Annotated in this window: 6 protein-coding genes; 1 reads left to right on the top strand and 5 read right to left on the bottom strand. The window is 49.2% G+C overall.

Features of this window, described 5'->3' with window-relative positions; translation table 11 throughout:
* Positions 1-23: 23 nt before the first annotated feature.
* From FHW36_RS14495 to FHW36_RS30525, 4 genes are all read right to left on the bottom strand, one after another.
* The gene (locus tag FHW36_RS14495) at positions 24-9,389 is read right to left on the bottom strand and encodes a Tc toxin subunit A-related protein (protein WP_145670087.1); all 9,366 of its coding nucleotides are present in this window, start codon (positions 9,387-9,389) and stop codon (positions 24-26) included.
* A gap of 82 nt (positions 9,390-9,471) precedes the next feature.
* Positions 9,472-17,310 (bottom strand): SpvB/TcaC N-terminal domain-containing protein, encoded by a 7,839-nt coding sequence (locus FHW36_RS14490; protein WP_145670086.1) that lies wholly within the window; start codon positions 17,308-17,310, stop codon positions 9,472-9,474.
* A 233-nt stretch (positions 17,311-17,543) separates the two neighbouring features.
* Positions 17,544-17,693, bottom strand: coding sequence for a hypothetical protein (locus FHW36_RS30530; protein WP_186452446.1), 150 nt, complete (start codon positions 17,691-17,693; stop codon positions 17,544-17,546).
* 189 nt (positions 17,694-17,882) lie between these two features.
* A complete protein-coding gene (locus FHW36_RS30525) occupies positions 17,883-18,026 on the bottom strand; it encodes a hypothetical protein (RefSeq protein ID WP_186452445.1) in 144 nt (47 codons plus the stop codon).
* Positions 18,027-18,180: 154 nt separating this feature from the next.
* Between FHW36_RS30525 and FHW36_RS30520 the strand changes: the two genes are divergently transcribed.
* The gene (locus tag FHW36_RS30520) at positions 18,181-18,333 is read left to right on the top strand and encodes a hypothetical protein (RefSeq protein WP_186452444.1); all 153 of its coding nucleotides are present in this window, start codon (positions 18,181-18,183) and stop codon (positions 18,331-18,333) included.
* On the opposite strand, the gene FHW36_RS14485 is transcribed toward FHW36_RS30520, so the two are convergent.
* Positions 18,330-18,857 (bottom strand): hypothetical protein, encoded by a 528-nt coding sequence (locus tag FHW36_RS14485; protein WP_145670085.1) that lies wholly within the window; start codon positions 18,855-18,857, stop codon positions 18,330-18,332. The two genes, FHW36_RS30520 and FHW36_RS14485, sit on opposite strands and share 4 nt — an antisense overlap.
* Positions 18,858-18,890 lie beyond the last annotated feature (33 nt).

The following is an 18,890-nucleotide window of genomic DNA, read 5'->3' as shown; positions in this document are numbered from 1 at the left end:
ACGCTTTTATCCGTGCTATTCCACTACTCCATCGTATAATTTACAACCAGCCAAGCGCCTGCTATCGTAGCTTTCACCGTATTAAAATTCTGTACAGCAAAACTATAATCGATATGATCGCCAGCCAGCTTCAATGACCCGGTAATTGAACTGATCGGATCTATCAGCTGTATCTGGCTTCCAAACTTACTGGCATTCTTGGTCATAGCCTGGGCGGCGGCGCCGTTAACTGATACCATCAGGCTACCACTGTTGCTGCTGAGTACAAACAGGGCTACACTTTGTACAGTAACCTTTATAGCGCTATTCTGCGTAAAATACGGCAGGCCCGCCTTGGTGAGGCTACCACTGAAAGTACCAGCGCCATTCATAAAGGCATACCAGTTATCGGACAGTTCATGCCGCAGATCGAACATCCGGAAAAGTCCCGCTACCGGCATACTATCCACGATCTTCTTGAACAGTATTTTCAGGTAGTCGGTGGTTTCTTTCTTGAACAACCCTCCACCCTGCCGGGAAGTATAGCTCATCTGGATAATCACATCGGTGATACTCTGGTAATCGAATTGTGCCAGCGAAGCGGGGTCGTTCATTTCCAGGTGCCAGGAACTGATAGCGCCGGTACCTTCAAAAGGCAGGTATCGGTCATCATGGAAATTCAGTTCGAATAACCCGGTATCATTCTGGGCGTGGCTGGTGGCAATAGACTGGATAGCGCCGATGTTATACGTAAACCGGTCATCCCCACCGTCTTTTTCCACGTACTTATCATAGGCATCTGCCCCCGCCGGATTGAGCTGTGTATTCTTGCGATATTTATTGCTAACCTGTGACAAGGTGCAGGATACCGCTACCAATGGGCCGCTGATGCAAGGTATGCTTACCGAAATAGCTTTTATCCGGCGCAGGTAATGACCTGGATAGTCCATGTCAAACAACATTTCCGGAACATTGATATCGCATTGACCGGTATTACGCAACTGCATCAGGGCTTCCGGCGACAATGCAGCAATAGAAATATTCTTGGTCAGCTCAAATTCCCGCTGGTTATTCTTCAGGTAATTGGATTCCAGTCGTTTTACATCCAACAGCAGCCGGTCGCCCGACAAGAGTCCTTTCTTCATCGTATCCCAATAGTTATACTGGATCACATTACTATCTGCCGCCAGTTCAAACTGGTAACATTGTTCGGCCTGTTTGGCCATGGCAAATGCCAGCTGGTACGATTGGAAATAAAGGGTGCTGATCTGCCCGGTCATCCAGGCATACAGGTCTTTATTGGTATACTTGCTGGTCATAAATGTATTCACTTCCTGCGCCTGTTGAATCCGCAGCTGTTGCGTGGTGGTTTCTTTTACTGCAATATCTTTACGGATATTCGCCACTACTATCTGTTGGTCTACCTGTGCCATTTCCAGGCTGGCCAGGTCTTTCTGCAGATTCCAGTCGTCCATTCTGCGCTGGTATGCGCCAATGTTACCTATCAGGCCGGAAGTAGAATGCAGGATACCGGCAATGCCGCGGAACAGGGTACCAAACTGCCCGGTGGAACTGCCTACGTTGTTACCGCCAAAAGATACCGTCACCACGGGAGATCCGCCAAAACCGGCGCCACCACCGGTAATAATAGGTATCATATGTGTACCGCCGGATGTGGCATCCAATACAGTAGCTACGATCTCAGAGATAATGGCGCCGGCAGAAATACCAGCCTGGGCTATTTCCCATCCGTTCATAAAGTCACGGCTGCTGTAGTAATCGAATTTTTTCTGGGAAATGGCTTTGGTTTTCTGCAAGGCATCGATCGACTGTGTCGCCTCTTCCACCTGCGTTTGCCGGATGAGCAATAATTGTTGCTGGAGTTTTATTTCCTCTCCTGCCCTCAACAGGGCTAATGCCTCATTATCTTTCTTTTCCAGGGCCGACAACAATGCAGCTCCCATAGCTTTCACCTGCTCTGCCAGTTCTGTTGCTTTTTGCAGAATGACATGGAAGCGGTACAACGGCAGTGGCGCGTTGAGCATTGCGGTTACAGCACTGATATCTAATCCTGCTGCTGCAGCACGCACTAACATACCCGGATCTATTGGCGGTGCAAACAATGCCAGCACACGGTGTACGCCATTAATATCTTCACAGTTACGGATCTTGTACAACCTGTCGGCAATAGTATCCCAGTAAGACAACAAATGGTCGTTGGCCGGTATACAGAAGTAAAGGGAAGACACAGTGTTATGCGGTGTGGGTAACTCTGCCCCCTTATGTGGCAACAGGTTCAGGTCAGGCACCAGGTTCTCCAGGTCTACCATAGCGTTGCTGAAAGCATCCAGCTTTAATTCCAGCTGGTTGTAGGTCTCGTCAGGAACAGGCACCGCTGGTGGAATGATCATGGGCTTTGGCCCCAGCAACTTATCCGCCAGGATATACATCTGTGTGGCCTGTACGAGCGACTCCATGGTATTCTGCATAAACAGGTTGTCGCCCCATGCAATCAGGTTATCCAGGTATTTCATGAGCAGCGATTTCTGATAAGCCAGTGGCCGGGTACGGGCTACTTCATGCGGCATAAACGGATTTTCCCGCCAGCTTTCTACTGCGTTCACCAGGTCTTTATAAACAGTACCGGTAGGATCACTGGCGATATCAGTCAGGATAGTATCTATACGTTGGCTCACATAATCAAAGAACTCATGGAAAGGCTTCGTGATCCAGTACTTCTGCGGAGCGCTGCCACCGGCCCCTCCAATAGGATTGAAGATATAGTGATACCATTTCCGGGCCTCTTCAAATTGCTGGTTCTGACTCAGCTGGTTGCCTATGAAGAAAGGCAGGTGATAAAACAATTCCCAATTATAAGAAGAATAACTTCCTTCCGCATCAAAATCAATATTTTCTATTGGGTAAGGTGTGGCCACCGGCGACTGTGGTTGATAAGTTGTATTAAAATTAAAACTGTTGACCTTCGACTGCACTTCATAAGTCATTATAGCCGGCAATCCGCCCTTATACACCGTGCTCTTGATATAACATACCAACGGGTGATAGAAATTGCGGAACATCAGCTGGGGCTTATGCTTCTTATAAAAATCCCATTCCGCGGTAAGCCGGATGTATTCCGGGTCTGCGTACAACTGCTGTACCAACTTATTGAGGTCATGCGCGGGATCTGCCAACAGGATTTTCACATACTTAATCACTAACGCAATCAGGTCAGTCACGAATTTATAAATGTCGCTGAAGGTGCGCTCATTTTTACCATCTTCTCCAAAGAACCCTGGTATGATCACATACTCCCGAGAACCATCAGCATAGAAGAAAGGCATGAAACTGGCCATGGGTAATACCAACCTCCTATCGCTGGCAAACTCACTGTTAGTATGATAGGCATTTTTGGATGACATCAATTCCAGGGCAACATAAATCCAGTCGATCAATGAAAACTCGTGTGGATAGGTAATGCGGAAGATACCCGGTGTTTTGTTGAGGATAGTTTCGTATTTGTACGGACTCAATATGCTCCTCATCGACAAAGTATCCAGCGACCGGTTATCGTTTTCCCGGTATTGCATCTGCAGGAACTGGGTATCCATAAAATCCGGGATCAGGTCGAGATAAGGCAATGATTGCCCGCCCCAGTTAGCCACTTCCGGATAACCTTTACAACCGGTAAGGTTGAACATACCGATGGCGTAGCCGTCAAATGTACAGAGGATGCCATATCCCACGGTTCCCATATCAAAATCCAGCATGCGGAAAGTATCTTTCACGGGATTGAGGTCATTGTAATACCCCGTGTACAATACATCCTGCGAAGTCCGTTTAGGCTGCCATACCCCATTGATACACTCGCTGGTGGCCAGCTGTATCTTATAGCGTTTCAACGGCGCTGTTACCGGTTGATTAATAGGCGTACTTGGAATGCTCACGTTCTGCCCCTGCTGGATTTCTTCTGTGGGCAGGTGCCAGGCCAGGAACAGCCGGTTGTTGAGCATATAGGCCAGCAGGTGGTCGCCGGAAATATCTACGTCCACTTTTGTCCACGGCTCCCATTTGCGTTCTTTCACACCGGTGCGATAGTAATAGGTGCTCCCCCCTCGTACCCGGGCAATCACATGCATGGTATAAGTGCTCACATCATAATAGCAGGCGCGCACATCCAGGCTGGCCACATCGTCCAGTTTCTCCAGGTAATGTATGGCGGCTGTTTCTACGTTGTCGTCTGTAATTTCATTCTGTTGCAGTTCTGAGATCAGGTCAGCGAAGAAATAGGACTGGTCGGTACGCAGTTCTGGCTGTATCCAGTTTTCGGGGTACAGGAATACTTTCCTGTTGGCCACCCATACCTGGAAATTCTTCATCCACAGCCATTGGCTCCAGCCGTCATCCTGCGTTACGTCTGCAATGGCATTGGGCTCCAGCGCCATCAGGCAGCGTTGTATAAACAATTGAAGGATCCCATGCGCCATCACGATACGTGAACTTGGCTGCCCGGGTTGCATCAATACATCCATCAGGAAATAATCGTATAGGTCGTCTGGTCCGTTCAGATCAGGGTTAAATGCCAGCAGGTAGGCTACCAGCGCGTCTCTTTTCTGCGGACGCAGCACATCTTCCACGGGCTGGATAACGTTCAGCCATTGCTTGTCATCGTATTTATTGCGCAGTGTCTGGGTGATCAGGTCGGCCTCCACGTTCGTCAGCACGGGTTTAATAAATTGTGCAGCAGTGACCAGTGGTACGCCCAACAGCCGTAAAGCCGCTGTTGCCGCACCAAGCCGCTGCCAGGTGGCGGGCAGCTTAAAGTCAGCCGGATACGTATAGCCATACCAAGTAACCAGGTCATTCACATCGTTGATATCCCAACCGGTAAATAAGGCGAGGGTATGAATGGTATCTAATTGCGCTGCACCGGATGCCACCCGTCCCCATATATCTGTCCAGGATAATATCACATTAGGATCTGCCGGGCTTTGTACCGTACCATCGTTCTGCATTAGGTGTAATGCAGTCTGCCATTTCACCCATTTATCAAAATCTGCTGCGGGTACATCTCCCTGGTACCGGAGAGTATCCAGTTCCAGCCAGCCCATCACCGCATTGTTTTGCAGGAACCACTGCAAGTCTTTCGCCTGGATACCGATCTTGTTAAAATAGCTGACCATCAGTTTCAGCAGCCGGGTAGCCCGGTACTGTTTTTCAAATCCACCGGGAGTTATCACCGGTGGAATCGGTGGCGTATTCACCTGATCTATCAGCAAATCGTCCGATAATACGTCTCCGAGCACCTTAGCCGGGCCAGGGAATTTCAGGGAAGCGTATTGCAGCAATACCTGTGTAACGACATCAGTAGTACCAAAGGTGCTTTGCACAGCATTATACAACGCCGTTTGTTTGGCAGCCTGGAAGAGGTACAGGGAGATAGGCGTGCTGAAGGATTGTATCAATGCGTTTTGCGCAGCGGGAATATTGGGATCCCCCGGCGCCAACGCCAGCAATGCGGTGATCTTACTTTGGATGTCCAGGGTATTGAAATAGCCTCCCAGGTTGGCCGCCACGTAAGCCTGTGGCGACAAAGCATCCGCGAAGGTATTGCTCACAATGGCCAGCAGCTTATCTACTGCCGCAGCAGCTATGCCCGGCAGCAAATTCATTTGTTGCTTCAGGCCATTCTTATTTTCATCCGGCGTTAATGCGGCGTTAAAAGTAGACCGGGTGGTATTAAACGCTTGCTGATAGGCTCCCTGCAAGGTAGTGAGCCAGGTGGTAATGGCAGTATCCTGCATCGTGAGCAAACCAGTAGGATCACTGTTTTGCAAAAACCATTGCAGGTCGCTAACGGTAAAACCGGTTGCCTGCATAAACCGCACACTGGCCACCAATGCGCTGGTGCCAGCCGGCGTGGTAAATAACGGTAGCGTAGCCAGACTGCTATACGAAAACAGTTCCTGTACTTTTAGTCCCAGCAGGTTGGCCAGCAAACCATGCCGGTACAGGAATGCCAGGTTATCACGCGTCAGCGTAGTATCTGCAGGATTCAACTGGCTGATGAGAAAAGTGATATCAGCGGTCTTCAGCTTCAGGCTTAATCCCAGTGTAGTCAGATGCGCATTGAGTGTGTCGCGGCTACCTACCGGCAGGAGTTCGTTAGCCACAATATTCTTTACGGTAAATGCCACATCTATCGGGTTGGTGGCAATCCTGTTGAGATATATGGAAGTATACAGACTAACCGGTTGCTGCCCATAAAATGACAGGGCCTGTTCCAATGTAATACCCAGGCTGTTTTGCAGCTTGAGCAGGTCGGCGGTCAATATCAACGTAGCATCATTAAGTTGCTGGTTACCCAGGCCAGTATACATGATGATACTGTTCAGGTTATCCATGCTGATGCCCGTTCTGCGGTACATTCGCAGGAACCGGTGAATGCGGTCCAGCGCCGGCTCATCAAGATTTACAATGATCTTCTTTGCCGTATTACAGGTGTTATCCAGGTGTTGGATAAACAGGTTGTTGCCGGGATTGATAAAAGATTCGGTCAGCAGTTGTTGCAGGTCTACATAGCTCAACCCACTCTTTTTCAGGAATACATCTACTTCCTGCAAGGTAGTGATCAATGGCAGGGCGCCGGTATTCCAGTAAACCACCTGTCCTGCGGTAGTGGTATCTGGCGTTACGATCAATGTTCTTTCCGCCGGCGATATTTTCAGGTATACGGCTGCTTTGGATGGAGCATCAGGACCAGCAGCATTTCCCAACGTATCCATCAGGTCTGCCCGTTCTATATTCACTATCTCCAGCAGGCTACTGCTTCTTTGCTGATAGATATCAAAAGGAAGTCCGAAAGAAATATGTGACACCGACAACGCCTGGTAAGCGGCATCGTTTACATATTCCGGAGCGGCATTTAGTTCCGGGGCACTCAGGTGTGTTTGCCGAAGCTGTCTTACCCGCCAACCGCTGCCTTCTGCCGATATTTTAGTAGTGCTTTGGGTATCGCGCAACATATAGGTATCTATGCCTGCTGCGGAGTATTTAGGATACAACACCGCCTGGTCGGTGACATGCTTCATGCCATTGTCGGTGAGCCCTTTCAGAAGATGACTATTGATTTTCCCTATGACTATATCGGCAGTATAACTGCTATCGAGTAAAATGCCCTGGTCAGGGTTCACCGCATCTTCCAATACTTCGCATACCAGGTCGATATAGGGAATGGGGGTATTGGCGTTATCGCAGTTCAGGTCAATATCGCCGATATCTGGCCGCCGGGCAAACAATACGTCCTTGGCAGTTTTGGTGCCATTGGCCAGCAAGCGGTTCTTCAGGAACTGCAATACATCCGCCAGGTAGGCCGCCGGACCGTATACTGACCGGCAGTCCATGCATTCGCAGAGATCTGTTTCCTGGAACAGGCTTTTCAGGTTGGGGAAATCTTTCGATACCTGTTCTATCTTTAACGATAATGCTTCGCCATTTAGCACTTTCAGCTTACCTGCACTGCCGTACTCTTTCAATTCGGCACCAAGTGTCATAGCCGCAGTATGAATATTTACCGCTTTCTGATATATGGCAGCCGCTTCTTTCTCTGTAAAGGTTTGATCTTTACTGTAGCGGGTAACGAATTGTTTTTGTCCTAATCCTACTATGTGGTAAGCTGATGTGAGCTGATCCGCCTGCAATTTTTTGGCTTTATTATAGTCGGGTGTTAGCTTGTACAACCTTTGCAGGGAGCGGAGTTGTGCTTTCGCATTGTCCGACAGCGGGGAATCTTTCAGTTGTGTATCTATCGGTTTGCCTCCCAGGTCTATTACCGGTAGCTGTTTCATTTCTTCCATAGCGGCAGGCTGATCTCTTTTGAAGTCAGCCATGAAGGCCACGTGTGGATATTTTTGCCGGAAGCGCCCCTGCAAGATGGTGACATGCGTATCCAAAGCATCAGCACTGGCGGTCATGCTGGCGCGTAGTTGCTCATTAGGCAAGCGGTTGAGCATACTTTTCCACTCGTCAGTAGAAAGGGCCGCCAGTTGCGATACTTCCTGCTCATCTTTGATATTTGCAGTAGCTTTTACATGTTGTATCAGGGTATCATCGGTGCCCAGCAGGCTGGCGATGTTGATGTTTACTGCGGCGTCATTGGCTGTTGCCACATTCAAAAAAGGATTGGCGGTGATCAGGTTATTGAGCAGCTGTGGCAGGTTGCCGCCGGCGTTCTGGCTGATCAGTTCCACCAGTTTTTTGTAAGACCCCTCTTTAACACTGCCTACCAGGAGATTAGCCCATTGCCGGGGTCTTTCTTCCTGGATATATTTCTTTGCCTCTTCCTGTAGCCCCTGTAATTGCCGCAGCATAACAGGCAGTACTTTGCTTATATCCGGAATAATATGCGCAACAATAGCATCTGTAATGGCAGTACTGATTGTGTCGGTGTCTATCAATGCCGTTTCATATACCAGGGATTTCACTTCAGAAGAAATGTTGATGGTCACCCTGGTGGTAAGCCATTGTTGCAGGTCATTCTTCAGCAAAGTACCTTCTCTGAAAATAGCATAAAAGAAGGTTGGCTCAAACTGGAATTGCTGCCGGATTTTATGCGATAATGCCAGGTATTCAAGGTGGTGATAGTCGATACCGGTTTCCCGGTTTAAGAAAGTAATGTCCGGGTGGGTGGAGGATTCCTCGAGGGTATCCAGTGTTATTTTACCGGTTACGGGAGATAATACCCGCAGGTAGTTTTCATATTCACTGAACGTATTCCCTGCACTTTCTTTCAGGTGAATATCGATATTTACCCGGGGGGGAGCATTAAATACAATATCGTTGATATCTGTTTCAAACAGCAGCTGGTTGTCTTTATATACACGCATTAAGATATCCGCGCGTTGGTATTCATTTCTTTCTGCCCGCCGCTGATCGTAAGGGATGCTATATTTTCCGCTGGCATCAGTGAGGGCTTCTCCTAAAGTGGTTTCTGAGCGTAGGTCTTTGTCAAATGCTTTTACGGTGAGGTGTGGGGCGGGCGTATTATCCGGTTGATATACGGTACCGGTTACGATAGCGCTTTGTACGTCATCGTGGCCGCTTTTCGATTCTACTTCCAGCCCTATTTCTTCTGTTGTTTCATGTACATTCCAGCTTTTTGTATCATGGCTGCCGGAAAGGATGACTTCTTCCTGCCATATCCTGAAATAAATCTGCGGGTTATGCCGTAGTAATTCCTGTACCAGGCCTTCGTTGAAAGTCAGCATAAACCGGCCATTTTCGTCGGTAATACCGCTGGCTAGCGGCACGTTGATGAGTGCTTCGGTGCTCCAGGCCTCTATCCTCAATCCTTGGAGGGGGTGGCCAGTGCGGGAACTTTTAATGAACCCTTTGATGAGGTGTGCTTTCATTTTTTTTGGAATTAGAACAATGAAGAGGGATGTACAGGGTGCCGTGGTAATCTTCCGGTTACCACGGCGCCGGCTATACGTTTTATTGCTGGGCCTGTACACCACCTACCGTGGCGGCTGCGGGAGCAGCCACATTGGGCGTCAGACTTAGATATGGGCTGAGATAAGTTGGGTTGAACACGCTCGGCGATGCCACCCCTGTAATAACCGACGGTTGTACCAGGCCGGTGGTATGTGTACCGGCAAATGACACTACCGAGTTGTAGTTAACAGAACCCACAAAGTTGGTATACGCCGTGATGCTTCGTCCTGTTTCATTCGACAACGCCTGTACGGCAGCCGGATCATGGGCCACATTACACATTAACAGCGTAATCCGGCCCTGGGGAGCACTCTGTATCATGGGGGCCAGTTCGCCAATGGGCGCCATCGTTCCGGCGGTGGTTTGGAACAAACCTGGTTCACCATGACTACCGATAACGAAAACTCCCCTCGGAACAGTGGGTTCCATGGTAGCCATATTACTGATCAATCCCGTATCTGAAGACAGCTCGCGTGCCGCCCCACCAGAAAACCGGGAGATGCCGAAATTGGTAACACCATAGCCCAACTCTGCAACATTTCCGATCAATGCGCCTCTTTGCAGCCCCCTGTCGCCATCTACTGCCGCTCCTACCGTACCTCCTACCAATCCACCTGGCGAACTGAGTGAAGACACGGTACTCAATGCATGTTGCATTTCCCGGTCCTGCGCTGCGGTAGTGCCACCGCTATAGGAAACACCCAACTGTACTGCACTCGCGGTAGTCACCGCCACCCCACCTGCTGTAGCCATGGCGCCTGCCGCCAGTACCAGCAAAGGTGTAGCAGCACCGGCAGTGAAGATGGTGAGCAAACCGGCTCCTAACAATAACAGGCCACCGAGTAAGGTAGCACCACCGCGGCTCCAGAACGAACGTTCGCCACCACCACCACCGCTGCCGCTGCCTCCCGGCGTGCCGTTAGGACTGCCGCCAGGCGTACCTTGCGGGCTACCTCCTGCACTGCCTTGCGGACTACCTCCCGGCACTCCGCCTGGAGATCCACCCGGACTGCCGCCGGGTCCTCCCCCCGGAGATCCTCCGGGGGTGCCACCCGCGGCGCCTCCCGGCGTACCAGTGGGGCCACTTTGCGGGTGTGTATCCGGCGGTGGTGCACCCGCATCTCCGCCACTACCGGCGCCAGCACCCGTGGGAGGCGGCGTGGTACCAGCACCTGAACCGGAACCCGCCCCACCTCCACTGGGATGTGTAGCACCTGAACTATGGTGACTGCTACCGCTTCCCCGTGGTATGCGGTAAAGATTGTCATCACCGAAATTCCACCTGCCACCGGTGCCACTGGCATTCGGTTCCCAGGTAGGCATCCTGTGAAAATCATATCCCTGTTTTCTCAATACATTCCTGATGTCCGCTTCTGTTTCACGGCCGGTAGCATGACCAGAAATCGTTACCCGTCCTCCATCCGTACCGGTAGGATCCTGAATCATCACCGGGTTATTGGAACAATAACAATACAAATTCAATCCATCTACAAACCCGGCAGGATCACTGCTGATCCAACGTCCCAGCCAGGCCGCATAGTAACGTGCCCCGAAATAATAAAAACCTGTTTCCTCATCTCTTTCCTTACCGCAGAAACGATATCGCTTCATACTCAGGTTTGCACCGGGCTTGGCAATACGATAAGCAGACGTGCCGAAAGGATGATATTCTTCGTAAGAGATCACCTCTCCCGTACTATTGGTTTCCATCATTGCGGAACCAATATGATTGCCATACTGATAGCGTACTACCGGTACGTTTAGTGCTGTACCTGGATCGCTGCCCAGCGTATCAATGGTTTTGGTATCTACCTGGGCAATGACGCCGGTATTATCTGCTATCCGCAGTGTGTACCGCTCAAAATCAGGCGCACCCATACCGATACTTTCCCGGTAGATTTCCACCGCGCCGAGATAAATACGCTCCAGCCTTTTCCCTCCGATGCGTTCTATAATTTTCCGGCACCGTTGCCCACCGGAGCCATATACATAATAGGCCTGTCCACCGCCACCGAGGTTCACTCCACTCAACTGCGACTGGAAATTCCAGATCAGGCTGTTGGGCGCCGATAAATGCGGCATGGAAGTCATATTACCTCCGGCATTATGCACATACGTACCTGAAAATACGCCTGGTGCATCGCCAGGCATACTGGTGGCCTTCAACCGGTTGGTCACGTTGGATGGATCATCCTCGTATTCATAGTGATACCGCTGCTGCCAGGTGGCCCCGGATGCATTGTGTTTCAGCGACCGGATATTGCTACAATCATCAAAATCATATTGCTCCGTATATATCCTTACCGCTGTACTGTCATTCATTTCCGGCAATTGCGAAATAAATGCGATGTCTGTATTATTACGCTGCGTATCCATCGACAAGCCGGCATGCTCTCTGCCACTGGCTTTTGTCAATTGATAAATGGCATTGTATTCAAACTTCGACTCAGGATATACAACGGTATTCTTAAAAAAATGTGTTTGTTGCGCATCATCCCTGATCTGGGTGATGTTACCAATTGGATCGTACGTGAAAGAAATATTTTGCAGCGCTTCCGGCGTGGTATCTGTATCCTTTTGCAGTGTTAGCAAATCCGTCAGGCGGAAGGTCAGCGGGTCATAGAAATATTTCGTTATCGTGCCATTGCCATATTGCGCTATTTGCCTTTGCCCTCTTGCATCGTAGTCCTGGCTCTTCAGGAAGGGTATAAAGGCCCCTACCCCTCCGGGTTTCACATTCAGGGTAGCAATAAAATTGGCTTCATTGTAGATTGGCTGTACAATGGATTGATCCGGCAAGGTGGCTGATATAGGCCGGTTCAGCGCATCAAAGGTACCGGCCGAAGAATAGGTAGCCGTTTCCAGCAAAGGTTCGGCAGCGGTGAGAATATCGGGAATAACGATGAGTCCCTTCAGGGGTGTCCAATCTATCAGCTGCTGGTAGTGCTTAGTTAGCCTCTTTTCTGCCGCCGTAATGTTACCTTTAAAATCGATGCCTTTGATCGTACTTACCCCACTCTGGTCGTATACCTGGTATATCTTGCCTTTCATGTTGAGCGCCCTGGCCTGTGCATCGGGAAACAAGTCGCCATACACCACGCGGGCATACAACCATTCGGTAGCACCTACTTTCAGGTAGCTGCTCACTGGCCTGTCAAGGTCGTCGAACTCAAAACGATAGTACTGTCCGCCACCATTCCACATTTTATAGATGCGGCCCTGCACGTCCTGGAATACCCACTTCTCTCCTTTCTCCGCTGTTTTGGAATACATGGGTCCACCTGCCATATTGCCTGCGCCAAAGCTGATCAACCGCTTCAGTTGATCAAACGATTTGGAGTACCGCCCTAAGGCATCTGTTTCCACCCATACGGCAGTAGTTTTACCGGCGCCATAATCTGATATGGTCATCAGTGGCCGGCCGATGGCATCGGAGTGAAACATGGCCGGTGTAAGATTATGGCGTGTAGTGAGCCAGGCGGCCCTTGTTTCAGGATCGGACGGTTCCGGATCGCCTGGTAACGGGCTTCCCCGGTCGCTATACCACTGACTGGCGACTACATTGTCGTTTACATCAAAAGATTTAAAATACCAGGGGGTAAATTCAATATTGGAGAACGTGCCGTTCGGGAAAACAGTTTTTATTAAGCGCCCGGTAGGATCGTAATAACGGGTAGCGGTGACGCCGGTTTCCACCAGCTCAGCTTCTGATTCGTAGTCGGACGTGGTGCTGAAATAAGGCTCATATTTCTTTACGGCGTTGCCTTTGTTGTTATAGATGGTCCGGCCGTTGCCTATCCAGCGGGGATTGGCATCTACTTCATCTACCGTATGGGTAACGTTGTTCCATACTTTGGCCTTGCCCGGATTCACCTGGTTTTTGGTCATGATAACACCGCCGCTGCCATTGGAATAGGCGTAACTTTCCTGCCACCGTGGGTTGGCAGCGCCATGTTGTTCCCTGCTGAAGCAGTGTACATAATTAGGTTTGCCATTATTCACCCAGTTGAACAGGTCGTACTCCATGCGGTTAGTAGGATCTGCCAACGTATCGCCATCGCTGCTACCTGCCTTGCCCATCACAGCAATTTTAACAACGAATCCCAGCTCGTCAGTTTCCACGGCCGAACGGTTGCCGTTAATATCCGTGATCTGATGAGGCTTCAATACGCGGTAGTCATTATCTGCTGTAACGGTATTCCCGATGGCATCCGTGCTGCTCTCTACCAGTATGTGCAGGGCATCATATTGTATATGATGTTCCCTACCAAATACATCTTTGGTGCCGGTAGGGATATAAAAATCTGCTGCCGGTGTTGCAGAAAAAATATCCGTCCCGGAAGGCGCCCACCAGTGTACATCGGCTTCTGTGTGGGTATAACCCGCGTCTGCCAGCATGGTGGAGGTTACTTCTGTACCATAATATTTGGTCACCAGGTTTTGTGTAAACGTGAGCTGGTATTTTCTATGAACAAATCCCAGCGAAGAAAGCGTACCTAATGCCAGGGGGCCTGATAAATCGTCTTTCAGGTAGTAGATACGACCATGCGCGGATAATCTCTTCTGCACACCTCCACTGAATTCTTCTTCGTACTGGATAACGGTAGCGGCAGGTATTCCTGCCAGATTGGTTTTATGCAGGTAAAAGCCCGGAGGTTGACCGATACCACCTACTTCGTAAGCGCGCGATTCACATTGTTCGCGAAGGCGGTAGGTATCATCTGCGATCACATCTTTCGTATACCCTGTTTCGTTATAAGTAATGTGGAGCTGCCGTTGTTCGTCCCATACTTTATCGGGGATATCATTGGGAGCAGCGGGCCTGCTTAACCGCGGATATATTACCGCAGCAGCTTTCGTTGTATAGCCCAGGTCGTCTGTTTCCAATACAAAGGAATGGGCAATACGGGGGTCTGCCGGGTTTCTTTCATAGGCATAAGTAATACTTTCCGATGGCAGCAACTGGAAAGACGCGTAACGGTTGCTTCCCTTGGGCTGTATCAGGCGTATTGTATTGTTGGCCTGCATGGCAGTATAGGGATAGGACTGTTGCAGGCTGCCATCAAATGCATATACTTCTGTGCGCAGATGCTGTCCTTTGCAGGCACGTAATGCTTCATGGATTTCGTAAGGTTCCAAACCCGCTGGCAATATCGGATCTGGCATATCGTATGGCGTAATCCCATTAAAATACTCTGTGGCGCATTGGTGCAACAGTTGCTGGTTGGCCAGGTAAGCACCGGTATGGAACCAGGAGATGGTGGTAACAGGCGGTTGGTGCAGGTCTTCTTCTACCACGTTCAACGCCGTGTTGACCACAAACTGGCTGAATACTTCGGTGTCGTCCTGCTCTACCCGGGCAAACCCGCGGAATTCTTTTTCCGTGGCATCATAATAGCCGTGGCGGTAACGATAGGTGTTGGTAAAAATGGTTTCCCTTACTTTATCGGCAGTGGTGACGCGGGAAATACAATGCACCGGGAATGGGAGCTTCGTGATCCAGGGAATGCCTCTTAGTTTATCTTCCAGGTAGTAGAAGGTGGAAGATTTATATTCGATGGTCACTTCCCTGCCGCAATTATTTTTATACCCTATCAGCAATGCCGGCTTCTTGCTGCCCATCAGGTCGATATACTGCAAGGGTTTGCCGGCTATCGGCGACGCATATACGATAGTGGCGGTACCTGTGCCAAGGAAATCCATCACAGCGATGTGTGCCATCTGATTTACTGCCGGGAAAGTGGTGACTACTTCCGGCGTGGCTGCCCATTCGTTACCGTTCAGATTCATCCATACACTGAAATTATTTTTACCCAGGTAGATCACATCGGTGGTGCCGGAGCCATCGATATCTGCCAGCCTGAGGTAAGCGGGATTGAACTGCGCTGGATAGTCGAATACCGGTGCGTGGTCCATGTTTACTTTGGCACCAAACCGGCCATAACCCAGGTTGGGCCAGTAGCAAATCTCCCCGTTCCGGATACGTACAATATCGGTCAAACCGTCGCCGCTCATATCTGCGAGGAAAATACATTGCTCCTGGTCTGTAAAAACGATGGCTGGCCCCTGCTCTTCATCCGTTGCTTTTATCACGGTTTCCGGCACTTCAAAGCCTTTTTCTCCTGCGCCGGCATACCAGCGGAACTGGTATTCATCGGTATAGAGCATATCGGGCATATGATCGCCGGTGAGATCAATAAAGCGCATATTCTTTTCTTTCGGATAGAGCACCGGCGTTTGCTCGAAGTACTTCATGCCTTCCCAGGTGGCGTCTTCGGTCAGCTTAAAGAAACCATTGAACTTTTTATCTACCTGTACCAGGTACTTGATGCCATTGCCTTCCAGTTCCTGTATCATCACACCTTTGTTGAGGCCTCCATAGGATGGCCGGGGCGCTACCGGTTTTGCGGGAGAAAACTGACCGTTACCGAGATTGGATTTATAATACCATCCGCCGCCCTGTTCCGTGAGAATACCGGCGATTCCTTCGCTATAGAGATCTACCCAGAGATAGGTTTTATCATCGATACCTACCGGGGCATGGACCAGGTTATCGGGGCTTACCGCCTGTACACTGGTATTCCATTCATGCGATTGGTATTGCAGTTCCAGTTCGGGGAAATATTTTGTACGGTAGGCGTTGGCACCGGCATCCCAAAGGTGCCCGTTCTGCCGGGCTTTCACGAGAAAGGAATACCCATTTACCTGGCTGCCATTGCCCGTGAGCGACAGATGATCATCGTACAACAGTTGCAACGATTTTACCAGGCAGGGATTGACAGGTAGCTGTTCCTCCGGGAAGCAATGAAACATCATTACCCGGCAGCACCTGCGATAGGTACGGATTTCGAAGCCTGACCGATAGGAAGAAAAGGGATCTTTCCGGCAGGTCCAGCTATTCTTTTCCTGGTCTATATCTTTGGGGATATTGGCGGCGGTATCATGTTCGCCATAGTCGAAAATGACTTTGAAGAGAAAATTCTTTTCTTCCGGCATCGTATCACCCAGGTACCAGGCTTGCTGGTTTCCGTACAATATCTTCTTGATATATAGTTGTGTACAATGATGAAGGCGGTGGATTTCATTTTGTTGCGCTGGAATACCGGCAAAATCTTCTTGCTTATATACCAGTTGTACCAGGTTCCCTTTATCGTCGTGGGTACGGCAAAGCATCCATTTAAACACGCGGCTTCCGTTATCAGGGTCAACCAGTTGGCTGTCGGTGGTAAGCCCGTAGTAGGAAGTATGGTTATCGGCTGATATGATGCGCCAATGTACCTGGGAAGTGTTGGTATCTGTCCATTTTTCGATACGGGTAAAGGTGCCTTCTATCCGCGGGCGATAGCGCATCACCATGTACTGGACACCATCTACCGTTCTGGGAACGGGTATATTTTTCCACTCGCTGCCATTCCATTCCAGCAGGGGTACCAGGTCTTCGGCGCCGGATAAAACGAAGGTATCTGACTCTTCTGCATCGCGGTAGCGGGGTAGCCCATCTTCAGTTTTCCGGCTAATACACGGGATGGTTACTTCCCAGCCCAGTCCGAAACTACTGTTGCCACTACCGGAATGGTACGATAGCTCAAAACCCGGCAGGTAGCCGTTACGGCCGGGGCTGTATGGAATGGGGATAGAAAAAGCGGCGGTGCCGGTGACAGCGTTGACGTTAAATTTCTCATCAATACCTTTAATAGCTCCACCTCCTTTTGGCAATGCAACAACGGGCATCTGTATATCGCCGGGAGAAGATGAGGCGGAATCGTTGTTCGATGAGAATACGCTCTGTCCGCGATAATCCGGAGGATTACCCGTTTTTTTGGGGTCATGAAGAGGCATAATCTACTATTTACTTTTTGGGGTTTGGGGTTTCTGTAATAAAAATAAATCTTTTCTTGTAACCGGGTATCTTTTTTTTTGGGTTAGCAAAAAATTAATTTCGGGGGAAATAGCATCAATATGTACATTATACACAAACCAGAAACCATAATGTTGGGCTGGCTTTTTCCTGATTTGTTTATAGCTATTTATGATTTAAAAAAAGTATAACCGTAAACGTTAGTAATCATTATTCATTGTCCATACACTGGAAAGGGAATATTCGCCTCCCGTAATAATTGAATGGTATCTGCTTTTACACCTCTTGTTTGCAGCGCATACTGCAGCAGCGATGGCCCTTTCTCATCCTGCAAAACGCCTAGCTGGGGACACCGTACAATCATTATTAACCGTGGTGATGGTGGCGATGGTTACTACAACGGGAACAGATCAAACAGTTTAAACGGGACCGGAATGTGGATATTATGAATGCACAGCGGAATTATTATAAGTCATAGCGTTGTTAAAAAATAGCCGGCGCATGGGATCCCATGCGCCGGTTGTCATTGCTGACAAATAGGTTACCTACAGTACTAGCATACCCAATAAGTAGCAGGACAGGTTTTGTGCTGCGTAATCGGCAAGGTGCGGTTATGATCTTCCATTACAACAGTTTGACTAAGCACAGCAACTTTGATTGTAGCCAATTTCAATTTGGCAATGGGTTTCTTTTTCATAAATTACCGGTTTTAGTGATTAGAAATGCTAACAATTTATACTAAATCAAACAGACATAAAATCCTGCTTTTACGTGATTTTCCCTGCAGATATATGGCATGAACGAAAGCGCGGAAAAATAAGCATCCATCTTTACCCGGTAAACTCATAATAATGGGATTGGACCTATGGCATGCCAGGCCGATAGATAAAAAGAATAATTCGGTAGACTTTTTCTATGTAGATGAGCTAGATGAACATCCTTCATTTGTTGAAAATCACCAACAGCTGATCTGCGACTTGGTCGAGGCCTACGATGCCTCCTAACCAACCACCTCTCCCTCCAATAACTCCAACAACAGCTTCTTCGCTTTCCCACTCTCCGACTTAAACCCAATAGACACCATGGCAGCCCCTCCTATCCACATAAAAAAGGGAACCAGGGAAGGCATTATTGCTAGCCCCGGCTTCAATAGATGTAAATGGGTAATGCCATACGACAGCATTCCGATGCATACCAGGGTAACAATGCCCATCCACAATCCCATAAAAATAAGCACGGCCAGCGCCGGCGCCTGCCGGACAGATACCTCCGTTTTTCCCAGGTAGGTATTCATCTCTCCTTTTATGACTGGCAGGAAAGAGTTCCTATACTGAATGATTCTCGCTAACTCAAATTGGTTACCGGATACAGTCCCTGTAAATAATTTACCTGCCGCAGGCTGTTCGGGAAGCGAAAAAAGTCTCGTCCTGGGCGCAGTACTATCTATCATCCGTTTACTTATTTCGGGTATGCTCAGCTTCGTAACGAAGACGTATTGCTCAAAAGGGAGCAGGGATTTAATATTCATTTTCAAACAGGGGATAAGTAATAGCCAAGATAA

It is taken from the genome of Chitinophaga polysaccharea (genome assembly GCF_007829335.1).
GTDB lineage: Bacteria > Bacteroidota > Bacteroidia > Chitinophagales > Chitinophagaceae > Chitinophaga > Chitinophaga polysaccharea_B.
Note: the sequence above shows the minus strand (reverse complement) of the source record. Positions and strands in the feature narration are given on the sequence as shown.

What these genes read in the sequence shown, in the direction of transcription:
- FHW36_RS14495 (WP_145670087.1), bottom strand. Translation starts at nt 9,389, where the DNA reads ATGAAAGCACACCTCATCAAAGGGTTCATTAAAAGTTCCCGCACTGGC.
- FHW36_RS14490 (WP_145670086.1), bottom strand. Translation starts at nt 17,310, where the DNA reads ATGCCTCTTCATGACCCCAAAAAAACGGGTAATCCTCCGGATTATCGC.
- FHW36_RS30530 (WP_186452446.1), bottom strand. Translation starts at nt 17,693, where the DNA reads ATGATTGTACGGTGTCCCCAGCTAGGCGTTTTGCAGGATGAGAAAGGG.
- FHW36_RS30525 (WP_186452445.1), bottom strand. Translation starts at nt 18,026, where the DNA reads ATGAAAAAGAAACCCATTGCCAAATTGAAATTGGCTACAATCAAAGTT.
- FHW36_RS30520 (WP_186452444.1), top strand. Translation starts at nt 18,181, where the DNA reads ATGGGATTGGACCTATGGCATGCCAGGCCGATAGATAAAAAGAATAAT.
- FHW36_RS14485 (WP_145670085.1), bottom strand. Translation starts at nt 18,857, where the DNA reads ATGAATATTAAATCCCTGCTCCCTTTTGAGCAATACGTCTTCGTTACG.